Origin of the sequence: Promicromonospora iranensis (assembly GCF_028994775.1) — a bacterium.
GTDB lineage: Bacteria > Actinomycetota > Actinomycetes > Actinomycetales > Cellulomonadaceae > Promicromonospora > Promicromonospora iranensis_A.
In genome coordinates this window covers 618,080-640,552 of the sequence record NZ_JAJQMN010000001.1, presented here as the reverse complement: position 1 = coordinate 640,552, position 22,473 = coordinate 618,080, and the positions used below count along the sequence as shown (strand labels likewise).

Sequence of the window (22,473 nt, the reverse complement as noted above, 5' to 3'; positions counted from 1 at the left end):
ACGAGGACGTCATGACCATCACCACCGAAACCACCAGCCCGGCCGAGATCCGGCCGCCCGCCGAGGTCCGCTACGCGGCCGAGCTCGCCGCGCTCGACGCCTGGGACCAGGAGCGCGGCCACGAGCGGCCGCCGGGCTGGCGCCTGAGCCCGAGGGCGGTGCGGGCGTTCGTCGTCGGCTCCGAGGAGATCGGGGTGCGGCGCAAGTTCTACGGCGACGACCCACTGGTGGACCGCGCCGTCGTCTCCCTGATGGGCCGGCAGGGCCTGATGCTGGTGGGCGAGCCTGGTACGGCGAAGTCGATGCTCTCGGAGCTGCTGTCCGCGGCGGTGTCGGGCGCGTCGACCCTGACGGTCCAGGGCACCGCCGGGACCACGGAGGACCACGTGCGGTACTCGTGGAACTACGCGCTGCTGGTGTCCGAGGGGCCGAGCGAGCGGTCGCTCGTCCCGTCGCCGGTCTGCACGGGCATGCGGGAGGGCCGGGTCGTGCGTTTCGAGGAGATCACGCGCTGCGCCCCGGAGATCCAGGACACCCTCGTGTCGATCCTGTCGGAGAAGCAGCTCATGGTCCCCGAGCTCGGTCCCGACGCACGCGTGGCGGCCCGGCCCGGCTTCACCGTGATCGCCACGGCGAACCTCAAGGACCGCGGCGTGCACGAGATGTCGGCCGCCCTCAAGCGCCGGTTCAGCTTCGAGACGGTGGCCCCCGTGCGCGACCGGGCGTTCGAGATCGAGCTGGTGCAGCACCAGCTGGAGGCGGAGCTCGGCCCGGACAGCGGACGTCCCGAGGTACCGCACGACGTCCTGGAGGTGCTCGTCACCGTGTTCCAGGACCTGCGGACCGGCAGCACGCGCGAGGGTGCGCCCGTGAAGCGGCCCGAGACCGTGATGTCCACGGCCGAGGCCGTCAACGTCGCGGTCGCCGCGTCCCTGGAGGCCCGGTACCTCGGCGACGGCACGGTGACCGCCGCGGAGGTCGCGCGACAGATCGCGGGCGTGGCGCTCAAGGGCGAGGAGGAGGACGCGCGCAGGCTGCGGCACTACGTCGACAACGTCGTGCGCGAGCGGGCCCGGCACGACGCGCGCTGGAAGGCGTTCTTCACGGCGGCAGAGCCGCTGTGGCGGTGAGCGTGGAGGTGGTGGCGGACGCCGGTGCCGCGGTGGGTGCCGGTACGAGCCGGCGGGCGGACGCCGTGTGGGAGCACGCCCCGGAACGCCTGCGTGCCGCCGTGGACGCCGCTCGCCGCCTGCGCGACGAACGCGGGATTCACTTCGCGCCCGTGCGGCACCACAGCCCGGCGTGCGCCGTGGCGGTGCGCTCGGCGATCGAGGAGCTGCGCCCGGCGGCCGTGCTCATCGAGGGGCCGGAGGAGTTCACGCGGCTCGTCCCCGACCTGCTGCACGAGGAGACGCGGCCGCCGGTCGCGGTGCTCAGCCTCGGTGGCCGCACCGGGGAGGACGAGCCGGAGGGTGCGGGCTTCTACCCGCTCGCCTCGTTCTCCCCGGAGTGGGTGGCGCTGCGCGCGGGGCACGCCGTCGGCGCGGAGCTGGCGTTCGTCGACCGGCCGTTCGGTGAGCGGTCGGCCGCCGAGCGTGCGCTCGACGGGGCCGCCCCGGGTGGGAGCGGTGGCGCGCAGCCCGATCCCTTCGCGCGGACCCTCATGTCCGAGCGGTACCTGGCGCACTCGGAGGCCGTCGCCGCGCTCGCGCGCCGGCTCGGCTGCCGCGACCACGACGAGGTCTGGGACCAGCTGTTCGAGGCCCGGGCGAGCGCCGAGCTGGCCGACTGGCGCACGGTGTTCGACGACGTCTTCGCGTGGTCGGCGCTCGCCCGCCTCGACTACGAGGAGGGTGTGCTCGCCGGTGACGGATCGCTGGACCGCGAGGCGCGGATGGCGGCCCGGGTCGGGGAGACGGCCGATCGCCTGACGGGCGGCGGAGCGGGCGGCGGAGCGGGCCCGGTGCTCGTCGTGACCGGCGCGTTCCACACGCTCGCGCTGGTCGAGGCGCTGTCCGGTGCGCCGGAGGGTGCACCGGTCCGTGACCGGCAGCCCGAAGGCGGGTTCGGCCCGGCGGTGCAGGGCGAGGCGTGGCTGGTCCGCTACGACCACGAACGGCTCGACGGGCTGCGCGGCTACGGCGCGGGCATGCCCTCGCCCGGGTACTACGAGCGGCTGCACACCGCGCACCTCCGCGAGCTGGGGTCGGCGCAGGACCCGGTACCGGACGGTCCCGTCGGCGCCCGTGCCCTGGTGACGGAGGTCCTGGTCGACATCGCGCGCGGTGCTGCCGAGCGGGGTCACGCGGTGAGCCTGCCGCAGGTCAGCTCCGCGGCCGAGTCCGCGGTGCGCCTCGCGGAGCTGCGCGAGCGCGCCTTCCCGTGCCGTACCGACCTGTTGGACGCCGTGCGGTCCTGCTACGTGCAGGACGACGGCGGCGTCGGCGGGCCGGGCGAGCCCGAGCGGCCGCTGGGGCTCGCGATCGCCGAGGTGTTCGGCGGCCGGTCGCTCGGCGACGTGCCGCCGGGCAGCGCGTCGCCGCCGCTCGTGCGCGACGTCCGGGAGCGGGTCCGGGCGGTGCGGCTCGTCGTCGACGACTCGGTGCCGCGCACCACCCGCCTGGACGCCCGGCGCACGGCGTCCCATCGGTCGAAGCGGCAGGTGCTGGCGCTGCTCGACTTCATCGGTGCGGGCTTCGGCCGGCTGGTCTCCGGGCCGGACCATGTGTCGGGCCGTGGGCTCGGACTGATCACCGAGGAGTGGCAGTACAGCTGGACGCCGCTCGTCGAGGCGCGCCTGGTCGAGATGGTGCACCTCGGCGCGACGCTCGACGCGGTGGCCGTCGCGCGGCTCCACGAGGCGGAGGCACGCCTGGCGAGCACGGGCGCGGGTTCGGCGTCGGTCGCCGCCGCCGCTCGGCTCGTGGCGCAGACGCTGGTGATCGGCATGGGCGTTCACCTGCCCCGGATCGTCGCCCTGCTGCGCAGCACCCTGGACACCGACCGCGACCTGGACTCCGTGGTCTCGGGGGCGCGACAGCTGCTCGGGCTGTGGCAGGCCCGGGTGGAGCTCGGCGCCGAGGAGCAGGCGAGCGAGCTGCTCGACCTGGTGAGCCAGGCACTCGCCACCGCCGCCTACCTGGTCAGCGACCTGGGCAAGGTGCGAGCCGAGGACGAGGACGCGGCCATCAGCACGCTGGTCGGCCTGCGTGCGCTGCTCCGGGACGCGGCTGCTGCGGGCGGCGCGGCGGCGGTCGACGCTGCTGGCTCTCCCGGGACCGATCGGGGCGAGGACGGCGTCGGTTCGGCCGCCCGCACCGCCGTCGGGCGTGAGCTCGCGCGCCTCCGGGACGAGGACGGCACCGCGCCCGCCGTGGCGGGCGCCCTGCTCGCGCTCGGCTTCACGGACGGAGCGGTGGTCGACGACGTCCTGATCAAACGGGTGCGTGGCGCCCTGGCCGCGGGTGCGGACCCGGGTACCGCGGTCCGGTTCCTGGGTGGCGTGATGCGCGCCGCCCCGGACCTGATCCTGCACACCCCGGAGATGTTCGACGCCGTCGACGACGCCCTGCGTGCGCTCGACGGCGACGCGTTCCTGGCCGTGCTGCCGGACCTGCGCCGGGCGTTCACGTGGCTGCGTCCCACCGAGACGCATCGGCTGGCGAAGCGCGTGGCCGAGCGGACCGGCGCCCGGGTGGAGCAGGTGGACGTGCGGGTCGCGCTGTCCGAGGACGACCTGGCGCAGGGCCTCGCCGTGGATCACGAGCTGACGGCGGTGCTCCGGCGCGACGGGCTGGCCCACTGGGCCGCCACCGAGGCCCAGGCCGAGTCCGTGGCCGAGTTCGTGGCCGAGACCGCAGCCGGGGCCGGAGCCGTTCCGACACGAGGAGAAGCATGAGCACTGTGTCCGTATCCGATTCCGTCTCCGACGACGAGGCCGCACGTCGCTGGCGACTGGTGCTGGGCCGCTACGCGGCGGACCAGCTGTCGGTGGGGCAGCAGGACGAAGGGCTGGAGCGGTCCCTGCGCTACCTGTACGACCGCGAGTACACGGCGCGCGGACACCGGGTCGAGCAGGGCGCCGGCCTCGGTGCGTCCCAGCCACACGGCGTCGACGTCACGGCGCTCCGCTGGCTCGACGAGGCGGGCAGCCTGTTCCCGCGCGAGACGTTCGAGCGCATGCAGGTCGACGCCGTCAGCCGGTACGGCCTCACCGACCTCCTGCAGGACGACGCCGCGGTCGAGGCCCTCGAACCCTCGCGCGAGCTGGCCGTCGCGATGATGCAGGTGCGGGGCGCGCTGAACGACCGTGCCGCGGCGGGCCTGCGGCGCGTGATCCAGCGGGTCGTCGAGGACATCGTGAAACGTCTGCGCACCCGGTTCACGACAGCGGTCAACGGCCGCATCGACCGGTCGCGCCGGTCGATGCACCGGGTCGCGCGGAACTTCGACTGGAAGCGCACGCTGCGTGCCAACCTGGGCCGCGTCGACGCCGACGGACGCATGACCGTGCAGGACGTGCGCTTCTCCGCCCGCGCGAAGCGCACGCTGACCTGGGACGTCATCCTGGTCGTCGACCAGTCGGGGTCGATGGCCGCGTCACTGCTGTACTCCGCGGTGTGCGCGGGAATCCTCTCGGGCCTGCCCGGCATCAACGTGCAGCTCTACCTGTTCGACACCTCGGTGGTGGACATGTCGCACCTCGCCGACGACCCGGTGACGGTGCTCATGACCGCCCAGCTCGGCGGCGGCACCGACATCGCGCGGGCGATGCGCCACGCGGAGCAGCAGGTGCGCAACCCGTCACGGACCGTCGTGGCGCTGGTCAGCGACTTCTACGAGGGCGGCTCGGTGTCGAACCTGCTCTCCACGGTGCGGCGGATGGCGTCGTCCGGCGTGACCATGCTCGGGCTCGCGGCACTGGACGAGGCGGCGGAGCCCGTCTACGACCAGGGCACGGCGCGTCATCTCGCCGAGTGCGGCATGGAGGTCGCCGCGCTCACTCCGGAGCGGTTCGCCGAATGGCTGGGGGAGGTGCTCTCATGAGCGACCGGAGAACCTTCGCCTGGGCCGCCCCGTACGCGGGCCTGGACGACGACGCCCTCAAGGCGCTCGGCAACGCCGGGCTCCTGCGGCGTGCCCGCAAGGACCATGCCCGCGAGGGCGGTGTCACCGAGGTCTCCCACGATCCGAAGGGTGCGGTGCTCGAGATCGCCGGGGCGTCGGTCCGGGTGGATGGCCGCGGCCTTGCGGCCATCACCTGCGACTGCCCGACGGCGGGCGTGTGCCAGCACGTCCTGACCGCCTGCCTGTGGGCCGCGGAGGTGGCGCCCGATGCGCCGCTCCAGGACGCCGCGACCGTCGTCGCGCAGTCGGTGCCCAGGGTCCCGGGGTCGCCGGGCACAGCGGAGTCGCCGAACGCAGCCGGGATGCCCAGCGCAGCCACGCCCCCCGGTGCAGTCGGGGGCACCGCGTCGGCCGGTACCCGCGGGACGACGGCGCGCCCGTCGGCGGCAGTGCTGCAGCGTCGCCGGGAGGCGCTCGCGGAGGTGCGCGACGTCGTCGGACGTCTCATGTCGGGCGGCTTGTCACACCTCGGCCCGGACGACGCCGAGCCGCTGCGTGCGCTGGCCGGTCGGGTACGGCTGACGGGTCTCGAGCACGTCGCCGCCGGCCAGGTCGGCGCTGTCCGGCTCGAAGGGCTGCTGCGGGTGGCCGCGGGATTCGTCGCGGGCCTCGCCGGGCGGGACGACGCCGTCACCGAGTCCGATCTGCTCGACGCGTTCGCCGAGGTCTGGGCGATGTGCGAGGTGCTGCAGCGCGCCCTGGAGCCGGCTGGGGCGGGTGCGGCCGACGCCGCACCGAGCCCGAATCAGCACCCAGGCCCGGGAAGTGCAGCGAGCACGGGCAGCGCGGGCGGTGCGGGTAACGCGAGCGGTGCCGCCAGTGCGAGACGCGCGGGTAGCGCCGACGAGGAGCGGGATCTCACACGGTGGGTGCCGCTCGGCGCTCGGTGGTGGACGTCACCGAGCGGCTCGCGCGGCTTGGCCTACCTGGGCTGGGACACCGGGGCTGACGCGGCCGATCCGGCCGGCGTGGCTGACGCGGCCGTCGGGACAGGCACCGGGCAGGTGCGGCAGGTGGTGACCGGCCGCTCGTCGGGCACCGACCCGAGGTTTCAGCGCAGCTGGACCAGCCCGTTGCTGTGGGGCAGGTCCCTGAGCAACCTGTGCGAGGGCGCCCTCCGGCTCACCGCCGTGCGTACCAAGCCTGACGGCAGCCTCGGCGCCGGCGGGACACCGGTGGTCCATCGTTTGCACGACGACAGGTTCGAGGGTGGCGGATTCGACCTCGACGAGCTCCGGCTGATCGCCGAGCGCACGGGCGCGGGAGTGGCACCGCGCGACGTCGTCGGGTTCGGGCGCCGCCCGGCGAACGTGCGGCTCGTGCTGGTGCGCGACGTCGGCGAGGTAGGGCTCGACGAGGTGCGCCAGGAGCTGACCCTCGCCGTCGTCACATCCGACGGCGAACCCCGCGCGCTGCGGTTGCCCGTGACGAGCGAGCAGGCGGTCGAGACGCTGTTGTCCGTCAGGTCGAGGCTGGTGGCGGTGACGTTCGAGCGCCGCGAGGACCGGGATGAGCCGGTGGGCCTGTTCGTACGCGACAAGGGTGCGATCCGGCTGGTCAGCCCCACGGTCACACCGGCCTGGACACTGGAGGGCAGCTACTGGGACTTCTGGCGTCGGCGGATCCGCAAGCTGAAGGCGCAGGCGGCCGCGGCGAAGGCCGTGGGATCGGTGGTCGCACCGCCGTCGCCGGTGCGCCGTGTGACGCTGCTGCTCGGCGACGTCCTCGTGGCCGCGGCAGCGACGGGGCGTCCGGCGCTCACGGCACGGCAGCGGTCCGACGTCGAGCAGGCGCGGGGCCTGGCCCGGGACCTCGGGCTCGCGACGCTGGAGCGGACAGCCGACGGGCTGCTGGACGGTGAGCTGAACCCGTCGGCCGTGCTGCACGCGGCCTTCGTGGTGGGGAGGGCCCGCGCGGTGGTGGACGTCGCAGGCTGACAGGGGCGCGTGGCGCGGGTGTAGAGCCGGCACCGACCAGCGCGGATGTACGGCACCCCGCGCACGCCGTCCCACCGGCCGCCGAGTGTCAGAGGGTCACGGCAGACTGAGCCCATGCACACGGTGATCTCGCGGGAGAGTTCGGGCATCGGCCTACGGCCGGTCTCCGACTCCGGTGCGCCCGCGGGGGAGACACGTGTCATCGACACGGGCGACCTGGCCCACGAGGTCGCCGCGGAGGAGTCGTCCCAGGTCCGCTGGACCTGGGACGACACCAACAACTGGTACCCCGCCCTCCTCGCCGACGGCGTCCGCGTCGACCGCGCGCACGACCTGCGCCTGGCGCACGCGGTCCTGCGTGCCTCGGTGCTGTCGGCGCACACCGCGCTCGCCGAGGCGGGCCCCACCGCATGGGACCGCCTCGCACCCGTCCCACCTCCCGGTGGCCCGACGGCGGCCGCCATGACCCGCCCCGACCGCCACCCCGGCTCCGAGCCGCTCTTCGACCTCGGAGAGATCACCGCGCCGGCGCCCTCGGGCCGTGCGACGGGAAGCCGCCGGCACCCGGGACCGGGCGGCACGGGAGAGCCGGACGAGCGGCCCGACCCCGACGGACCCCGTAGCCACGACGCGCGCCTCGACGCAGGCGGCCGCACCGGCGGCGACGGGCTCGACCCCGCCGCCGAGCTCACTGCGCAGCTGCTCGCGATCAAGGACAGCACCGAACCCGGTCGCCTCCGCCTCCTGCTCGCCGCCGAGTCGGCCGGGGCGCTCGCGGCCGCCGAGATGCATCACGCCGGGCTGCCGTGGCGCGGCGACATCCACGACGAGATCCTCACCGACGCGCTCGGCCCGCGGCCGCGGCCGGGTGCTCGGCCGGCGAAGCTCGAAGCGCTCGCGAACCGGATCCGGGAAGCGATCGACGCCCCGCCGACGCTCAACCCCGACTCCCACCCGGACCTGCTGCGCGCCATGGAGTACGCGGGCGTGGGCGCCCGGAGCCTGCGCAAGTGGGAGCTGGAGAAGCTCGATCACCCGGTGATCGCCCCGCTCCTGGAGTACAAAGGGCTCTACCGCCTCTACACCGCGAACGGCTGGAACTGGCTGGACACCTGGGCCCCGGACGGCCGGTTCCGCATGGAGTACGTGGTCGGCGGGGTCGTGACCGGCCGATGGGCCAGCACAGGAGGCGGCGCGCTGCAGCTGCCGCACAACGTCCGGCGAGCCGTGACCGCAGATCCGGGCTGGACCTTCGTCGTCGCCGACGCGGCCCAGCTCGAGCCCCGGGTGCTGGCCGCCCTTGCCCGGGACGAGCGCATGGCCGCGGCGGGCCGCAGCAAGGACGGTGCGAACACGGACATGTACGCCGGGATCGTCGCGACCGGTGCCGTCGACTCCCGCGAGCACGCGAAGGTCGGCATGCTCGGCGCGATGTACGGAGGCACCACGGGCGTCAGCGCGCAGGTGCTGCCACGGCTCGCCCGTGCGTTCCCGCAGGCCATCGACCTGGTGGAGCGAGCGGCGCGGGCCGGGGAACGCGGCGAGAAGGTCACCACGCGCCTGGGCCGCAGCTCACCGCTGCCCGGCAACTCCTGGGCTGCCGTCCAGGGCTCCGCGTTCGACGAGGACGCCGGGGCCGACGTCCAGTCACGTGCCCGCAGCCAGACCCGCTCCTGGGGGCGCTTCACCCGGAACTTCGTCGTCCAGGGCACGGCCGCGGAGTGGGCGCTGTGCTGGATCGCGTCCATCCGCCGTCGGCTCTGGGCGCTGGGCGAGATCCCCGCCGACGCCGCGCCCGGGTTGGCGCCGGCGCCGTTCGACAGCCGTCCGCACCTGGTGTTCTTCCTGCACGACGAGGTCGTGGTGCACGCACCGGCGGCGCTCGCCGAGGCGGTCGCGCACGAGGTGCGCGCCGCCGCCGCAGAGGCCGGGCGCCTGCTCTTCGGTGACTTCCCGGTGGACTTCCCGCTCAGCGTCGCCGTGACGGAGAGCTACGCGGACGCGAAGGGCTGAGCCGCCCTCCCAGCACCATCTACCGGTCCAGCACCGCCTTGAGGGACGCCTCCAGGATGTCCACCCCCGCGTGCAGGTCGTCCTCGCCGATCGTGAGCGGTGGCGCGATGCGGAAGATCCCACCCATCCCCGGCAGCTGCACGATGTTCATGTGCAGGCCCCGTTCCAGGCATGCCGCGGTGACGGCGTTGCCCAGCGCGTCGGCGGGAGCCTTGCTCTCCTTGTCCTTGACGAGCTCGAGCCCTTGGAGGAGGCCGCGCCCACGAACGTCGCCGACGACGTCGTAGCTGTTGCACAGCGCCACCAGCCGCTCGGTGAGCTGAGCGCCCAGCCGCGCCGCACGCTCGACAAGGCGCTCCCGCTCGATGACGTCGAGGACGGTCAGCCCTACCGCTGCCGCGAGCGGGTCGGAGACATGGGTCGTGTAGAAGAGGAACCCGCGGTCGTGGCAGACCTGCTCGATCTCGGCGCTCGTGACGACCGCCGCCAGCGGCAGCCCGGCCCCGAGCGTCTTCGACAGCGTCAGGATGTCGGGGACGACACCGTCCCGCTCGAACGCGTACATGTCGCCGGTGCGCCCGAGACCCGTCTGCGCCTCGTCGAGGATGAGCAGCATCCCGCGCTCCTCGCACATCTCCTTGAGGCGGCGGAGGTAGCCCGGCGGCGGCTCGAGGATTCCGCCGGAGGACAGGATCGGCTCGACGAGGCAGGCGGCGAGACTGCCCGCGGACTGCTGGTCGACGAGTGCGAACCCGTAGGCCAGCTCGGCCTCCCAGTCGTACGACCCGTCAGGACTCCGGAACGGGGACCGGTACGCGTTGGGTGAGGGCAGCGCGAGGTTGCCCGGTATCGGAGGACCGTAGCCGCGCCGTCCGGCGGAGAACGTGGCGGACGCCGCGCCCTGGGTCATGCCGTGCCACGAGCGGTCGAACGAGACGATCTCGTAGCGGCCGGTGAAGAGCTTGGCCATCTTGATCGCCGCTTCGTTCGACTCGGCACCCGTGCTGAGCAGCATGGCCTTGCCCAGCGGGTCCGGGAGCGACTTGGCGAGCCGGCTCGCAAGCCGGAGGACCGGGGCACTGAGCATGCCGCTGAAGAGGTGGTCCAGCGACGCGATCGACGACGAGACCGTCGAGACGACGGCCGGGTGCGAGTGGCCGAGGATCGAGCTCATCTGCCCCGAGGTGAAGTCGAGGATCGGTGTGCCATCGCTGTCGAAGACGTACGCGCCGGAGGCACGTTCGATGAGCCGCGGAGTGAAGGTCGCTCCGTAGCGGATCAGGAGCCGGTCGGCCTCGTCCACGAATGTCCTGTCCATGGTCACCCTCTCTGGCGCGGGATGTGCACCGCCATCCTCGACCGCGTAGAAGTGTCAGGACAAGCAGACAAAGCCGGTCGACCGTTCGCTGCCGCCATACGGTCGACGCCGACGGGCCGGCGCCTTACGGTCGGTAGCGTGCTCAACCCACGGCGACTCGAGGTCCTGCGCGCGGTACTGGCTGCCGGGTCGATCAACGGGGCGGCCCGCAACCTCAGCTACTCGCCCGCGACGATCAGCCAGCACATGACCGCGCTGGCGCGGGAGACCGGGCTGGTCCTGTTCGAGAAACAAGGCCGGGGCATCGTCGCGACGGACGCCGCGCACGACCTGGCCGATCAGGCGCAATCGATCCTGGCCGACTTCGACCGTCTCGAACGGGTGGTGGCAGACCTTCGAGGCGGTCAGGGGCAGCATCTCGCCATCGCCTGCTTCGCCTCGGCGGCCGAGCAGTGGATGCCCGCGGTCGCGCTCGCGGTGCGCCGGCTCCAGCCGAACCTGACCGTCGAGATCAGCCTCAACGAACCGGCCGACGGGCGCGGACGGCGTCGGCCGGACCTCGACATCCGTACCGAGCCGGCGGGCGGGGCCGAGGTGGAGCTCGACGGCTACCGGCGTCATGTGCTCCTCGTCGAGGAGCTCGTAGCGGTGCTTCCGGCCACGCACCCGCTGGCGGACGGCGACGAGGTCGGCGTCGGGGACCTCGAGGACGAGCCCTGGGTCGACCACGACATCTATGACAGCCCGATCGGGCGCATCGTCCTGAGCGCCTGCAGCGCCGCCGGGTTCACGCCGCGCTACGCCGCGCGGCTCGACGACCACCGCGCGGCGCTCCGGCTGGTCGCGGCGGGTGTCGGTGTCGCGGTCCTGCCTCGCCTCGCCGTCCCGGAACTCGTCGAAGGGCTGGTCGCCCGGCCCCTCGTGCGTCCCGCCGTGTCGCGTCGCATCGTCGCGCACGCGAGCCAGGACCAGCGCCGGGCCGCCCTCATCGCGTGCGCGGTGGAGCAGCTGCGCACGTGTGCCGCACAGGCACCCACGACACATCCGCCCACCGCACGGACACCCACTGAGCCGCCCGCAGGGCGCGCGGCAGCCGGATAGGCGCCGGGTCAGCCGCCCAGCAGCCCGATCGCCGCCGCGACCACCTGCGCCGAGCGCAGCGCCGCGTCGTCCACGTGGGTGAGGAACTCGGTGCCGTCGGGCGCGCACAGGTCGGAGATGGCCCGCACGGAGACGAAGCCGGTGCCGAAGTTGTGGCACAGCTGCGCCAGCGCGGCCGACTCCATGTCGATGGCGAGCATGTCGGGGAAGTCCGCGCGGAGCCGCAGTGCCAGGTCGGCGGTGGCGAACTTCTCGCCGGACCCGATGGTGCCCTCACGGAGCACCTGGGCTTCCACAGAAGCGGTGGCGTGCCGGACGGCGTCCGCGAGCCCGGGGGCGGCGTCGTACGCCTCGGGCATGCCCGGCACCTGGCCGAGCACGTAGCCGAACGCGCGGGCGTCGGCGTCCGCGTTCACGAGCCGCGTGCCCAGCACCACGTCACCCACCGCGACGTCCTTCGCGAGCCCGCCGGCGCTGCCCGCGCTGATCAGCGGCACGTCGGCGCCGTGGCGCAGGATCGCGCTCGTACCCGCGGCGGTCGTGTTGACGAAGCCGATCCCGCTGCGCACCAGGACGACCGGCCGCCCGGCGAGCGTGACGTTCCGGTGCACGGCGTGGCCCACGTGCTCGGGCTCGCCCACCTCGGACGCCAGGTCGAGGAACGGCGCGGCCTCGTCGTCCATCGCGACGAGCACGACGGCGACGGGGGTCCCGGCGCTCACTGGTCGGCTGCCGCGTCGCGCTCGGCTGCCGCACGGGCGGCGGCGTCCCGCGCCGCAGCGTCGCTCGCCGACGCGTCACCCTGGGTCTCGTCCGCGAACACCTGCGACCAGACACCGCGCGCCGACAGGAACACGGAGGCGGCCTCCTGCGCGCCGGCCAGCGTGTGGTTGGCGCCCCAGCCGCACTGCACCTCGTTCGCGGCGGGCACCTCGGTGGCGCTGACGATGTCGCGCATCGTCGCCTCGACGAGGCCGAGCACGTCCTCGTACGCGGGCTCGCCCTGCAGCATCAGGTAGAAGCCGGTCTGGCAGCCCATGGGCGAGAAGTCCAGGACGGCGTCGGAGTGGTTGCGCGAGTGCTCGGCGAACAGATGCTCCAGGGAGTGCACTGTGGGCATCTCCAGGTGCGCGACGTTCGGCTGCGTGAACCGCACGTCGTACTTGACGATCACGTCGCCTCCCGCAAGCTGCTTGCGGTCGGCGAGGCGCACGTACGGTGCGGCGACGGCGCGGTGGTCCAGGTTGAAGGACTCGACGTTCATGCGGGGGGCTGACTCGGTCACGGTACGAGCCTATGCCGTCTGCGCCTGCCGGACGTGCGAACGGGCGTGCTCGACCGCCGCGGGCAGGTCGGCGAACAGGTGGCTCTCGTGCCGCAGCACGCGGTGCAGGCCCACGGCTTCCAGGAGCCTACGGTGCTGCGGCTGGACGCCCTTGACCAGCACCATGACGCCGCGCCGTTCGAGCTCCTGCACCAGGTCGGCGAGGGCGCGCGCCCCGGTCGCGTCGACGAGCTGCACGTGGGACAGGCGCAGGATCACCACCTCGACGGGCTCGTGGAGGTCGTCGCGCCGGTCGTCGGGAAGATGATCCGCAACACCGCCCGCAACACCGCCGGGCCGACCGGACCCGGCGTCCGTCAGCGCGGTGACCTCGCCGAGGATCCGGTCGGACGCCCCGAAGAACATGGCGCCGTCCAGCCGGAACAGCGCGATCCGCTCGTCGCCCTCGTGCGCGACGCCGGGCAGCGGCTCGCGGCGCACCGACGTCGCCCGCGCGACGGCCCGCAGGGCGAAGAAGGCCGCGATGAGCAGACCGATCTGGACGGCGTCGATGAGGTCGAACGCCACGGTGATGACGGCGGTGACCGCGAAGGTGAGCGCGTCGGGCCGCGTGGAGGTGAGCACCGAACGAATGGTCGAGGCGCCGATCATGCGGAACGAGGTGACCATGAGCACGCCTGCCAGCGCGGCGAGCGGGATGCGTCCCACCGGCCCCGTGGCCAGGTAGATCACGGCGAGGATCACCAGCGCGTGCACGACGGCGGCCAGGCGCGTGCGAGCTCCCGAGCGCACGTTCACCGCGGTGCGCGCGATGGCGCCCGTCGCGGGGATGCCGCCGAACACACCGCTCGCCAGCGACGCGAGCCCCTGCCCCACGAGCTCCCGGTCGGGGTGGTACGGCCCGGAGTCGAGGATCCGGCTGTCGGACCGGCCTCCGGACTTCCCGCCCGCGCCCCTGTCCCGCCGCCCCTCCGTACGACCCGCGACCATGCCCGCCGCGACCCGCGCGGACAGCAGCGACTCGATGGCGGCCAGCGCCGCGATCGCGACGGCCGCGCCGACGAGGCCGCGGACGGCGTCCGGCGTCGCGTCGGGCAGCACCGGGAAGGGGAGCGAGCTGGGCAGCTCGCCGATCCGGGGCACGGGCGCGTCCAGCACCTCGGCGAGCACGGTCACCAGGGCCACCGCGATGAGCGACGCCGGCAGGGCGCTCGCCACACGCGGCAGCACGAGCATCACCGCGGCGACGACGGCCACCACGGCGAGCGTCCAGACCCAGATCGGCGCCCCGCTGCCGTGCACGACGCCGTCGACCACGCTCCCGTCGACGACGGCACCCGACGGCCAGAGCGCCGTCCCGACCGAGCGCACCGCCGTGACCAGGGTGTTGTGCCCGGTGTCAGCGGTGATACCGACGGCGGCGGGCACCTGCTGCAGAAAGATGATCGCCGCGATGCCGAGGGTGAAGCCCTCGACCACCGGCCAGGGGATGTAGGTGACCACGCGGCCGAGCCGGAGGAGGCCGCACACCAGCACGATGACCCCGCCGAGCAGCGTCACGAGCGCCACCGAGCCCACCCCGTGCTGCGCCACGATCGGTGCCAGCACCACTGCCATAGCGCCGGTCGGTCCGCTGACCTGCACGTGCGACCCGCCGAACAGCGCGGCGACGATGCCGGCGACCACCGCGGTCACGAGCCCGGCCGCCGGCCCGACACCGGAGCTGACCCCGAACGCCAGCGCGAGCGGCAGGGCGACGACACCCACCGTGATGCCCGCCAGGAGGTCCGAGCGCAGGGTCCGTGGCCGGAGGTCGTAGTCGGCCCGGGACGGCACAAGATCTCGTATGTCGACGCGCTCACGGATGGAAGCGATGATCCTGGCGCGCTTGGTCATTGGCCCGCCGAAGCGGTGCTCGACGGTGTCCCCCACAAGTGAAGGACCGTAGCAAGATCATTCACCCTTCGCCTGGTGAAAGGGCAGATCAGGCCCCGCGTACTACGCTGCGATGCGTGAGCAGCAGCGACGTCCCCGTAACCGACCCGTCCGGCAGCACGCCTCCCACCCTGGCGCAGGTCGTCCGCGCCCTCGACGGCCTCTACCCGCCGTCGACGGCGGAGGGCTGGGACGCCGTCGGGCTGGTCGCCGGCGACCCCGCCACGCCGGTCCGCAAGGTGCTGTTCGCGGTGGACCCCGTGACCGCCGTCGTCGACCAGGCCCTGGACTGGGGTGCCGACCTGCTGGTCACGCACCACCCGCTGTTCCTCCGCGGCGTCAGCTCCGTGGCCGCCACCACCTTCAAGGGTTCGGTGGTGCACCGGCTGCTGACCGGCGGATGCGCCCTGCACGTCGCGCACACCAACGCCGACGCCGCCCCGCGCGGCGTGGCCGACGCCCTCGCCGACCTCGTCGGCATCACCGACCGGCGGCCCCTCGAGGTGAGCGCCGCCGGCGAGACCGACGGCCACGGCCAGGGCGTCGACTACGGCACCGACCGCGGCATCGGCCGCGTCGGCCGCCTCGCCGAACCCACCACGCTCGCCGACTTCGCCCGCCGCGTCGCCGCGGCACTGCCCGCGACCGCACAGGGCATCCGCTACTCCGGCGACCCCGACGCCACGGTGACCACCGCCGCCGTCCTCGGCGGCTCCGGCGACGGCTACTTCGACGCCGTGCGCGCGGCCGCCGCCGACGTCTACGTCACCTCCGACCTGCGCCACCACCCCGCCTCCGAGCTGCGCGAACGGGCCGAGTTCGAGGCCCGCGCGGCCGGAGGGCACGGACCCTCGGGCACCCCCTTCCTCGTCGACACCGCCCACTACGCGAGCGAGTGGCCCTGGCTGCGCTACGCCCTCGAGGACCTCGCCGCGGCGCTCGCGGCCGACGGGCTGGCGGTGGACGCTCGCGTCAGTGAGCTCGTGACCGACCCCTGGACGGGCCAGGTCCCGTCCCGCTGATCGGTTCCCGAGCGGATGCCGAGCGGATGCCGAGCGGATTCCGAGCGAGATCGAGCGGATCCGAGTGGATTCCGCGCGGGCAGGCGCGAGGTAGCGTTGGACAGCCCCCAGAACCCGACCGAGAGGACGCCCCCGTGGCTACTGCACCACCCGAGGACCAGCGCAGGCTGCTGGACGTCCAGGCGCTCGACACGCGTGTCCAGCAGCTCGCCCACCAGCGCAAGAACCTCCCGGCGCTCACGAGGCTGACCGAGCTCGACGGCCGGATCGCCGACCTGCGCGCCTCGCTCGTCGAGTCGCGCACCCGGGTGGCCGACCTGAAGCGGGAGCTGACCAAGGCGGAGTCCGACGTCGAGCAGGTGCGGAACCGCGCCGATCGTGACCGGCAGCGGCTCGACTCGGGTGGGGTCAGCGCCAAGGACGCCGTCGCGCTCACCGACGAGCTCGGCTCCCTCGCCACCCGCCAGGCCGCGCTCGAGGAGATCGAGCTCGACGTCATGGAGCGGCTCGAGGCGCACGAGGACACGCTGGCCAAGGTCGAGGCCGCCAACGACGAGCTCGTCGCCGAGAAGGCGAAGGTCGAGGCCGAGCGCGACGCCGGCTGGGCCGAGATCGACGCGCAGGTCCAGGCGATAGCGGGCGAGCGGGCCAAGGCGGTCGACGGGCTCGACACCGCCCTGGTCAAGCTCTACGAGAAGATCCGGACGCAGCTCGGCGGCACGGGCGCGGCGGTGCTCAACGGCAACCGCTGCGAGGGCTGCCGGATGGACCTCCCGCCCGCCGACCTGGCGACGATCAGGAGCGCGGCGCCGGACGCGGTGGTGCGCTGCGAGGAGTGCGGCCGGATCCTCGTGCGGGTCGCCGGTGCGAAGACCGGCGCTGCCGCCGGATGAGCGAAGCGCCAGGGTTCGACACGCACCGGCGTCCGCCGGCCGTGGCCACCCGGTTCGACGGCGCCCTCCCGCTCACCGTGGTGCTGGTCCGGCACGGGCTGACGCCGCTGACGGAAGCGGGGGTCTACTCCGGTTCGGACGGCCCGGGCCCGTCGCTGACGCCGCGGGGCCGGCTGCAGGCGGCGCAGGCCGCTGACGCCGCGTTCCGTATCGGGCGCGCGGCCCGCACCGGAGCGGGTTCCACCGGCGGCATGCGCAGCGGCGGCCTCTGGCCCGACCTGCCCCGGCCGACGGCGCTCGTCGCGTCACCGATGGTGCGCACCCAGGAGACGGCTGCCGCCGTCGGACGGCGCCTCGGGCTGCACGTCTCGACCGAGCCTCGCTTCGCCGAGTGCCGGCTGGGGGAGTGGGACGGCCTCACCGCGGCGGAGATCGAGCAGGGCTGGCCCGGGGAGCTGGCCCAGTGGCACTCGACGGGCACCTTCGTGTCGCCGGGTGGCGAGTCGTACGCGCAGCTCGGCGCCCGCGTCTGGGACGGCCTCACCGACCTGCTGGCCGGCGGCGTGGACCGCACGGTGGTGGCGGTGGGTCACGCGGCGCAGATCCGCACCGCCGTCGGGCAGGCGTTGGGGGCGCCCGCCTCGCACTGGGCACGGCTGCGGGTACCGCCCGCCTCACTGTCGGTGCTGCGCCTGTGGGAGGACGGCACGACCGAGGTAACGGCGGTCGGGGTCCCGACCGACGGCTGAGCCGGGCTACCTACGGCTGAGCGTCCCGCGGGCGAACGCCGGTGCGAGCGGCACCAGCGCCAGCACGAGGACGGCTGGCAGGGCGAACCCGAGCCGCAGGTTGTCCGCCCCGACCAGCCCTGTGAGTACGGCGCCGAGCAGCGCGCCCACGTAGTTGAACTGGTTGAAGCGCGCGATCACGGCGTCGGTGCGAGCGCGGTCGGCCTGGGCCTGGGCCTCGGCCGTTCCGGCCGTACCCGCGGCGATGCGTCCCGCCGCCGAGAAGCTGAGCGGTGCCACCAGGGCGACCGCCGCGCCGAGCACCGTGAAGCCGGCCACCGCCAGCTGCCAGGTCGGTGCGAGCGCGACCAGCGCGAGCGCCCCGCAGGCCAGGACGGCGCCGACCCGGAGCACCGTCGCCACGCCGAAGCGTGTCACGAGGTGGCCGCCCGCGAGGCGCACCACGATCGAGGTGACGAGGTAGGGGAACGTCGCGAGCGCCACCAGGTTGCCGGGGGCGTCGAACGACCGGGCGAGGTAGACCGGCCCCCAGGTCGCGGCGGTGGTGTCGACCATGTAGAACACGACCAGCCCGGCGCCGACCAGCCAGATCGGCCGCCACGGGACCAGCGCCCCGGCCTGAGCGGCAGCGTCCCCGGGCGTCGTCGTCGGACCCGCCGCGACGCCGGACGTCGGCACGCCGGGTGCGAGCACCGGCGTCGGGGCGACGTGCGGGAGGAACGGCGCGAACGCGACCACGAGGGGGACCAGCACCACGAACGCGCCGACGGCCGGGGAGAGGTGGCCGGTCGCGAGCACGACGACGGCGGCGCTGATGCCGCCGGTGGTCCAGTAGCCGTGCGACGACGGCAGGATGGGTCGGCCGTACCGGTGCTCCAGGTCGACGGCCTGCATGTTGGTGGTGGCATCGACGAGGCCGAGCGCCACGCCGTAGACCGCCACGCCACCCACGAAGAAGCCGATGGCGGGGGCCAGCGTGAGTGCCGGGACGGCCACCACCATCAGCGCGAGACCGAGGCGAAGCGTGCCGGCGCTACCGAAGCGCCGGGCGGCACGCTCGGCGACCAGCGATCCGACGCCGGCGAGCAGCACCATCATGAGCAGCAGCAGGGACAGGGTGACCTCGTCGAGTCCCCAGCGCTCCAGGAACCGGGGCAGCCGGGTGGTGAGGCTGATGAAGACGAAGCCCTGTGCGAAGAACGCCGCGGCCACTGCGATGCGGGCGCCCGTCAGGCTGCTGGTCCTCATGACCGGCCATCCAACCGGTCGGTGGGCACGGGCGCCAGGGTTTGGGACCCGCCTTCTCCTTCGAGACCTAAGTTCTTTCGCTCTCAGGCCCCGGAGAGCGAAGAAACGTAGGCCTCGAAGTGGAGGCGAGGGAGCCGGTCAGGCGAGGACGAGCTCCAGCGTCCGGGGGCCACGCGGCTTTCCGTCCAGCAGGTTCGCCTCGATCAGCGTCTGGTCCTTGCCGGAGCCGATCTCCGTGAGGACCACGGAGCCCACCAGCTCCTGTGCGGCCTTGAGCACGTCCTCGCTGGTCCGGGCCTCGGGCTCGCGGCGCAGGAGGTGTCCGGCCAGCACGCCACGCGTGTGCTTCGCGTTGTGCGACACCACCGTCCGCTTGCCGTCGGTCTCGCGGAGCACGCGTACCTCCACCCATTCGGCGGCCCCGGCGCCCGTCGTCCGCGGCTTCCAGGCGGCGACGTACGTGGCCGACCGGCAGTCCACGACGACGTCGCCCGCGGCCCGCGCGTCGAGCACCTCGGTGAGGGCGGGCTTCCAAAACGTGGCGAGCCGCCCGACGTCCGGCAGGGACACGCCCATGCTGAGGCGGTAGGCGGGGATGCGGTCAGCGGGTGCGACGACGCCCCACAGCCCCGAGAAGGTGAGGACGCTCGCCTGGGCGCGCCGCGCGGCGGCGTCGGGCAGCGTGGCCAGGCCGGCCGCCGCGTACAGGACTCCCGTGTACACCTCTGCCGCGCGGCCCGACGGCGCCTCGCGGAGCGCCGTGTTGCGCGCCACCTCGTCGGCCAGCCCGTCGCTGACCCCGAGGACGGCGGTCGCGTCGGGTCGCGCGCTGACCCGCGCGAGGTCCGCGATGATCTGCTCGCGCCGTGCCGTGAGCTCCGGGTGCACCAGGGCGTTCAGGTCGAGAGGGGCCGAGCCCTCGGGCGCGGGGGTCTTGCCCTCGGAGGGCGGGAGGAGCAACATCACCCGCTCAGCCTAAAGTGGCCGGCCGGCAGGGCTGACTAGGGTCGGTGCCCATGGCCCAGGTCAAGGTGTACGGAAACCGGTCGGTATGGGGCGAACGGCGTGCGGAGATCTCCGACGCGCTGCACGAGGCACTCGTCCGCACGTGGCAGCTCCCGGCGGACAAGCGATTCCACCGCTTCCTCCTCCTGGACGACGGCGACCTGGTCGCCCCGCGCTCGGACGCCTACCTGGTCGTGGAGATCGTCTGCTTCACCGGCCGCAGCCGGGAGGCCAAGCGCGCCCTGATCGCGGCGCTGTACGACGACGTCGCTCCGCGCCTCGGCCTGGACGTGAACGACCTGGAGATCGTGATCCTGGAGAGCCCGAAGGAGAACTGGGGAATCCGGGGGATGTCCGGCGACGAGCTGACGCTGAGCTATCGCGTCGACGTCTGACAGGTCGAGGTCTGACAAGCGGTCCGAACACTTGGCGGTACGCTTCTACCTGCGGACGAGTCGGTCGGACGGTCGCGTTGGGCACCCTCGGGTGCCTGCCGAGGAACGTCCGGGCTCCACAGGGCAAGGTGGTGGTTAACAGCCACCCGGGGTGACCCGCGGGACAGTGCCACAGAAAACAGACCGCCCCCGGTCTCAGGACCGGGGGTAAGGGTGAAACGGTGGTGTAAGAGACCACCAGCGCTGCCGGTGACGGTAGCGGCTAGGTAAACCCCACCTGGAGCAAGGTCAGACAGACTGTGTTTGAGGGCTGCTCGCCCGATTCTCCTTGAGAAGCACAGTCGGGTAGACCGCTCGAGCCCTGCGGCAACGCAGGGCCTAGATGGATGACCGTCGCCCGCGCGGGGGTAACCCGGCGCGGGAACAGAACCCGGCGTACAGACCGGCTCGTCCGCTTTTAACGCTCTGACCAGCGCATTCAGGCTGCGACGGGGGGCGCAGTCCGCAGAGAGTCCGCAAGAACTGCGCCGAGGACACTGTCCACCGCGTCGCGGGTCCGGTCGTCGTCGTCCGGCCACAGGTGCGAGTAGGTGTCCAGCGTCTCGGCTGCGGACTTGTGTCCGAGCCTGGCTTGCACCACCTTCACCGACGCTCCGCGCCGGATGAGCAGGCTCGCGTAGTAGTGCCTTAGGTCGTGGAACACCATGGCACCCCGGGGGAGGTCGCCGAGCGCTGCTCGTGCTGACTCGATCAGGGTCGGGCTTGCATCGTCGGGCGGGACGAGGCCCGCTGCTCGCGCCTGGACGACGAGCGCACCTGCCTTGGCGGTTGATGTCCCGAGGGCCTTCGCGACCGATCCGACCCGGTCCTCAGGCGAGGCGTCCAGCCACGCGAATGCCGCGAGCACTGTTCGCCGTGCTGCCGTCCAGATCTCGTTGAAGCCAGAGCGGCGGAGCGCTCCGCCCTCGGAGTTGGTGAAGATGAGTCCGTCGGCGCCAGTCGGATAGGTGGCGAGGTGTGCGGCGATTGCATCGACCACCGTCTGTGGCAACGGAATCTCTCGCTCTGAGGCCTCCGTCTTGAGTTCGCCGAACGCAGGACGAGCGCCGTTGACGGAGACGAGCTGTCGGTCAACGGTCATGGTCCTCCGCATGAGGTCGACTCGGTCCAGGGTGAGTCCGAAGACCTCGCCCTGTCGGAGCCCCGTACCTGCCGTCGTGACCACGAGCGCCCGGTAACGGTCCGGTACGACGTCTCGGAGGCTGAACACGACCTCCGTCGAGAGGGGCACGACCTTCTTCTTGCCGGGCTTGGGCGCCGTAACCGTGACCGTGGGACTCACTGGGATCTTGCGGTCACGCACCGCTGAGGCCAGCACGGCTGAGACGTACCGGTGAATGACGACGACTGTCGCCGGTGCCAACTTCTCGCCCAGTGTCTTGTCGAGCGACCGGATGTCCGACGGCGTGATGTTCTTGAGCCGCTTCTGGCCGATCGCGGGGTACACGTGGTTAGTGAAGTGGCGCCGGACCAGGTCGGCGGACGACTCCCGGTGGCTGGCGATTGTGCGCCAGGTCTCCGCGTAGTCGTAGAACGTGATGTCACCGGCCTTGGGGTGGACGTACTGCCCGGTGACGATGCTGGTCGTCACTTCGTCCAACCAGCGCTGGGCGTCGGTCTTGCGGTCGAAGTGGCGGGAGTGCTCTTGCTTGTCCGCGTCGCGGTAGCGGGCGCGCCACTTACCGTTCGGTCTCTTCTTTATGGAGGACATCGCTCGTTCCTTCCTGTGGGGTGTTCGGGTTGGCGGGTTCTTGGGGGTCTTCGCGGAGGCGGATGCCGCGCTCGGCGCGCCAGTCGTCGGGGGAGAACCAGACGCGCTCGCGGACCCCGAGGATCGCTTGATAGAGGTCAGCGATTTCGGTGTTCGCTCGGCCCTCGCGTTCCAGTTGCACTTGCTCGTGAGCCACGTCGCCGATGGCGCGGGTGGTGTACGTAAGCGCCTGGCCGATCTGTTCGACATCGGCCAGGGCATCCCAACCGGGGACCCTGACGGCTGTGTCGATGGCGTCGTCGAGAGCTCGGCGTTCACGCTCGAACGCGAGGGACGCGGTCAGCGCTCGCTTGGCCAGTTCGGCGGTCTGTCGAGCACTGGTTGCCACAGTGCGCGACGCTGTGGCCAGCTCTGGCTCTGCGAGCAGGTCCTCGGTGCGGATGTCGAGGACAGCCGCCAGATCGACGGCCTCAACAAACTTGAGGGGACGTTCTCCTTTCTCGATAGCGGAGGTCGTGGCCTGGGACCACTTCCACCCGCGTTCGCGCATCCAGCCGGCCAGTGTCTGCTGGCTGACGGCGCCGCGATGCTTGGTGAGGTTCTGTCCAACTTGGACGTCTCGTTGGTCTGCCACACCGCAACGGTATCGGCGAATCTTATTGACTGCCAATAGA

Annotated in this window: 17 protein-coding genes, 1 other RNA gene and 1 pseudogene; 11 read left to right on the top strand and 8 right to left on the bottom strand. The window is 73.0% G+C overall.

Features of this window, described 5'->3' with window-relative positions:
• Positions 1 to 11 precede the first annotated feature (11 nt).
• The 5 genes from LUU90_RS02880 (at position 12) to LUU90_RS02860 (ending at position 9,077) form a co-directional block, all read left to right on the top strand.
• The gene (locus tag LUU90_RS02880; protein ID WP_275001737.1) at positions 12 to 1,130 is read left to right on the top strand and encodes an ATP-binding protein; all 1,119 of its coding nucleotides are present in this window, start codon (positions 12 to 14) and stop codon (positions 1,128 to 1,130) included.
• Positions 1,127 to 3,898: a DUF5682 family protein gene (locus tag LUU90_RS02875; protein ID WP_275001736.1), complete on the top strand. Its 2,772-nt coding sequence runs from the start codon at positions 1,127 to 1,129 to the stop codon at positions 3,896 to 3,898. Before LUU90_RS02880 ends, LUU90_RS02875 begins: the two co-directional genes overlap by 4 nt.
• Positions 3,895 to 5,046: a VWA domain-containing protein gene (locus tag LUU90_RS02870; RefSeq protein ID WP_275001735.1), complete on the top strand. Its 1,152-nt coding sequence runs from the start codon at positions 3,895 to 3,897 to the stop codon at positions 5,044 to 5,046. The genes LUU90_RS02875 and LUU90_RS02870 overlap by 4 nt, the downstream gene beginning before the upstream one ends.
• On the top strand, positions 5,043 to 7,064 hold the full coding sequence (locus LUU90_RS02865; protein WP_275001734.1) for a hypothetical protein: 2,022 nt from the start codon (positions 5,043 to 5,045) through the stop codon (positions 7,062 to 7,064). The genes LUU90_RS02870 and LUU90_RS02865 overlap by 4 nt, the downstream gene beginning before the upstream one ends.
• A 114-nt stretch (positions 7,065 to 7,178) precedes the next feature.
• On the top strand, positions 7,179 to 9,077 hold the full coding sequence (locus LUU90_RS02860) for a bifunctional 3'-5' exonuclease/DNA polymerase (protein ID WP_275001733.1): 1,899 nt from the start codon (positions 7,179 to 7,181) through the stop codon (positions 9,075 to 9,077).
• A 19-nt stretch (positions 9,078 to 9,096) separates the two neighbouring features.
• On the opposite strand, the gene LUU90_RS02855 is transcribed toward LUU90_RS02860, so the two are convergent.
• The gene (locus tag LUU90_RS02855) at positions 9,097 to 10,395 is read right to left on the bottom strand and encodes an aspartate aminotransferase family protein (RefSeq protein ID WP_275001732.1); all 1,299 of its coding nucleotides are present in this window, start codon (positions 10,393 to 10,395) and stop codon (positions 9,097 to 9,099) included.
• 138 nt (positions 10,396 to 10,533) lie between these two features.
• Here LUU90_RS02855 and LUU90_RS02850 point away from each other — a divergent pair, with 138 nt between their 5' ends.
• Positions 10,534 to 11,496 (top strand): LysR family transcriptional regulator, encoded by a 963-nt coding sequence (locus LUU90_RS02850; protein WP_275001731.1) that lies wholly within the window; start codon positions 10,534 to 10,536, stop codon positions 11,494 to 11,496.
• Between the two features lie 8 nt (positions 11,497 to 11,504).
• Here LUU90_RS02850 and mtnN read toward each other — a convergent pair whose 3' ends face one another.
• The 3 genes and pseudogenes from mtnN to LUU90_RS02835 form a co-directional block, all read right to left on the bottom strand.
• Positions 11,505 to 12,218 carry a 5'-methylthioadenosine/S-adenosylhomocysteine nucleosidase gene (gene mtnN / locus LUU90_RS02845; protein ID WP_275001730.1) on the bottom strand — a complete coding sequence of 238 codons (714 nt, stop codon included), beginning with the start codon at positions 12,216 to 12,218 and terminating at the stop codon, positions 11,505 to 11,507.
• A gap of 92 nt (positions 12,219 to 12,310) precedes the next feature.
• A pseudogene (locus LUU90_RS02840) lies at positions 12,311 to 12,760 on the bottom strand (S-ribosylhomocysteine lyase); the annotation flags it as partial.
• A 30-nt stretch (positions 12,761 to 12,790) separates the two neighbouring features.
• Positions 12,791 to 14,677, bottom strand: coding sequence for a SulP family inorganic anion transporter (locus tag LUU90_RS02835; protein WP_275001729.1), 1,887 nt, complete (start codon positions 14,675 to 14,677; stop codon positions 12,791 to 12,793).
• 116 nt (positions 14,678 to 14,793) lie between these two features.
• On the opposite strand from LUU90_RS02835, the gene LUU90_RS02830 reads away from it, so the two are divergent.
• The 3 genes from LUU90_RS02830 (at position 14,794) to LUU90_RS02820 (ending at position 17,380) form a co-directional block, all read left to right on the top strand.
• Entirely contained in the window at positions 14,794 to 15,738 is a 945-nt protein-coding gene (locus LUU90_RS02830; RefSeq protein ID WP_275001728.1) for a Nif3-like dinuclear metal center hexameric protein, read from the top strand.
• Positions 15,739 to 15,872: 134 nt separating this feature from the next.
• Positions 15,873 to 16,631, top strand: coding sequence for a zinc ribbon domain-containing protein (locus LUU90_RS02825; RefSeq protein ID WP_275001727.1), 759 nt, complete (start codon positions 15,873 to 15,875; stop codon positions 16,629 to 16,631).
• A complete protein-coding gene (locus tag LUU90_RS02820; protein WP_275001726.1) occupies positions 16,628 to 17,380 on the top strand; it encodes a histidine phosphatase family protein in 753 nt (250 codons plus the stop codon). The genes LUU90_RS02825 and LUU90_RS02820 overlap by 4 nt, the downstream gene beginning before the upstream one ends.
• A gap of 6 nt (positions 17,381 to 17,386) precedes the next feature.
• Here the strand turns inward: LUU90_RS02820 and LUU90_RS02815 are convergent, their stop codons facing one another.
• Together LUU90_RS02815 and LUU90_RS02810 are read right to left on the bottom strand one after the other, a co-directional pair.
• A complete protein-coding gene (locus LUU90_RS02815; RefSeq protein ID WP_275001761.1) occupies positions 17,387 to 18,715 on the bottom strand; it encodes an MFS transporter in 1,329 nt (442 codons plus the stop codon).
• A 51-nt stretch (positions 18,716 to 18,766) separates the two neighbouring features.
• Positions 18,767 to 19,594, bottom strand: a complete 828-nt coding sequence (locus LUU90_RS02810) for a YaaA family protein (protein WP_275001725.1) — start codon at positions 19,592 to 19,594, stop codon at positions 18,767 to 18,769.
• 50 nt (positions 19,595 to 19,644) lie between these two features.
• On the opposite strand from LUU90_RS02810, the gene LUU90_RS02805 reads away from it, so the two are divergent.
• Complete coding sequence (locus LUU90_RS02805) at positions 19,645 to 20,028, top strand: tautomerase family protein (RefSeq protein ID WP_275001724.1); 384 nt, start codon at positions 19,645 to 19,647, stop codon at positions 20,026 to 20,028.
• A gap of 56 nt (positions 20,029 to 20,084) precedes the next feature.
• Positions 20,085 to 20,482, top strand: an RNA gene (gene rnpB, locus LUU90_RS02800) — RNase P RNA component class A.
• Positions 20,483 to 20,506: 24 nt separating this feature from the next.
• Here the strand turns inward: rnpB and LUU90_RS02795 are convergent.
• A complete protein-coding gene (locus tag LUU90_RS02795; protein ID WP_342469310.1) occupies positions 20,507 to 21,799 on the bottom strand; it encodes a tyrosine-type recombinase/integrase in 1,293 nt (430 codons plus the stop codon).
• Complete coding sequence (locus LUU90_RS02790; RefSeq protein ID WP_275001722.1) at positions 21,768 to 22,433, bottom strand: hypothetical protein; 666 nt, start codon at positions 22,431 to 22,433, stop codon at positions 21,768 to 21,770. Before LUU90_RS02790 ends, LUU90_RS02795 begins: the two co-directional genes overlap by 32 nt.
• Between the last annotated feature and the right edge of the window lie 40 nt (positions 22,434 to 22,473).

Coding starts and splice junctions, on each gene's coding strand:
- LUU90_RS02880 (WP_275001737.1), top strand. CDS start 12: ATGACCATCACCACCGAAACCACCAGCCCGGCCGAGATCCGGCCGCCC.
- LUU90_RS02870 (WP_275001735.1), top strand. CDS start 3,895: ATGAGCACTGTGTCCGTATCCGATTCCGTCTCCGACGACGAGGCCGCA.
- LUU90_RS02865 (WP_275001734.1), top strand. CDS start 5,043: ATGAGCGACCGGAGAACCTTCGCCTGGGCCGCCCCGTACGCGGGCCTG.
- LUU90_RS02860 (WP_275001733.1), top strand. CDS start 7,179: ATGCACACGGTGATCTCGCGGGAGAGTTCGGGCATCGGCCTACGGCCG.
- LUU90_RS02855 (WP_275001732.1), bottom strand. CDS start 10,395: ATGGACAGGACATTCGTGGACGAGGCCGACCGGCTCCTGATCCGCTAC.
- LUU90_RS02835 (WP_275001729.1), bottom strand. CDS start 14,677: ATGACCAAGCGCGCCAGGATCATCGCTTCCATCCGTGAGCGCGTCGAC.
- LUU90_RS02820 (WP_275001726.1), top strand. CDS start 16,628: ATGAGCGAAGCGCCAGGGTTCGACACGCACCGGCGTCCGCCGGCCGTG.
- LUU90_RS02805 (WP_275001724.1), top strand. CDS start 19,645: ATGGCCCAGGTCAAGGTGTACGGAAACCGGTCGGTATGGGGCGAACGG.
- LUU90_RS02795 (WP_342469310.1), bottom strand. CDS start 21,799: ATGTCCTCCATAAAGAAGAGACCGAACGGTAAGTGGCGCGCCCGCTAC.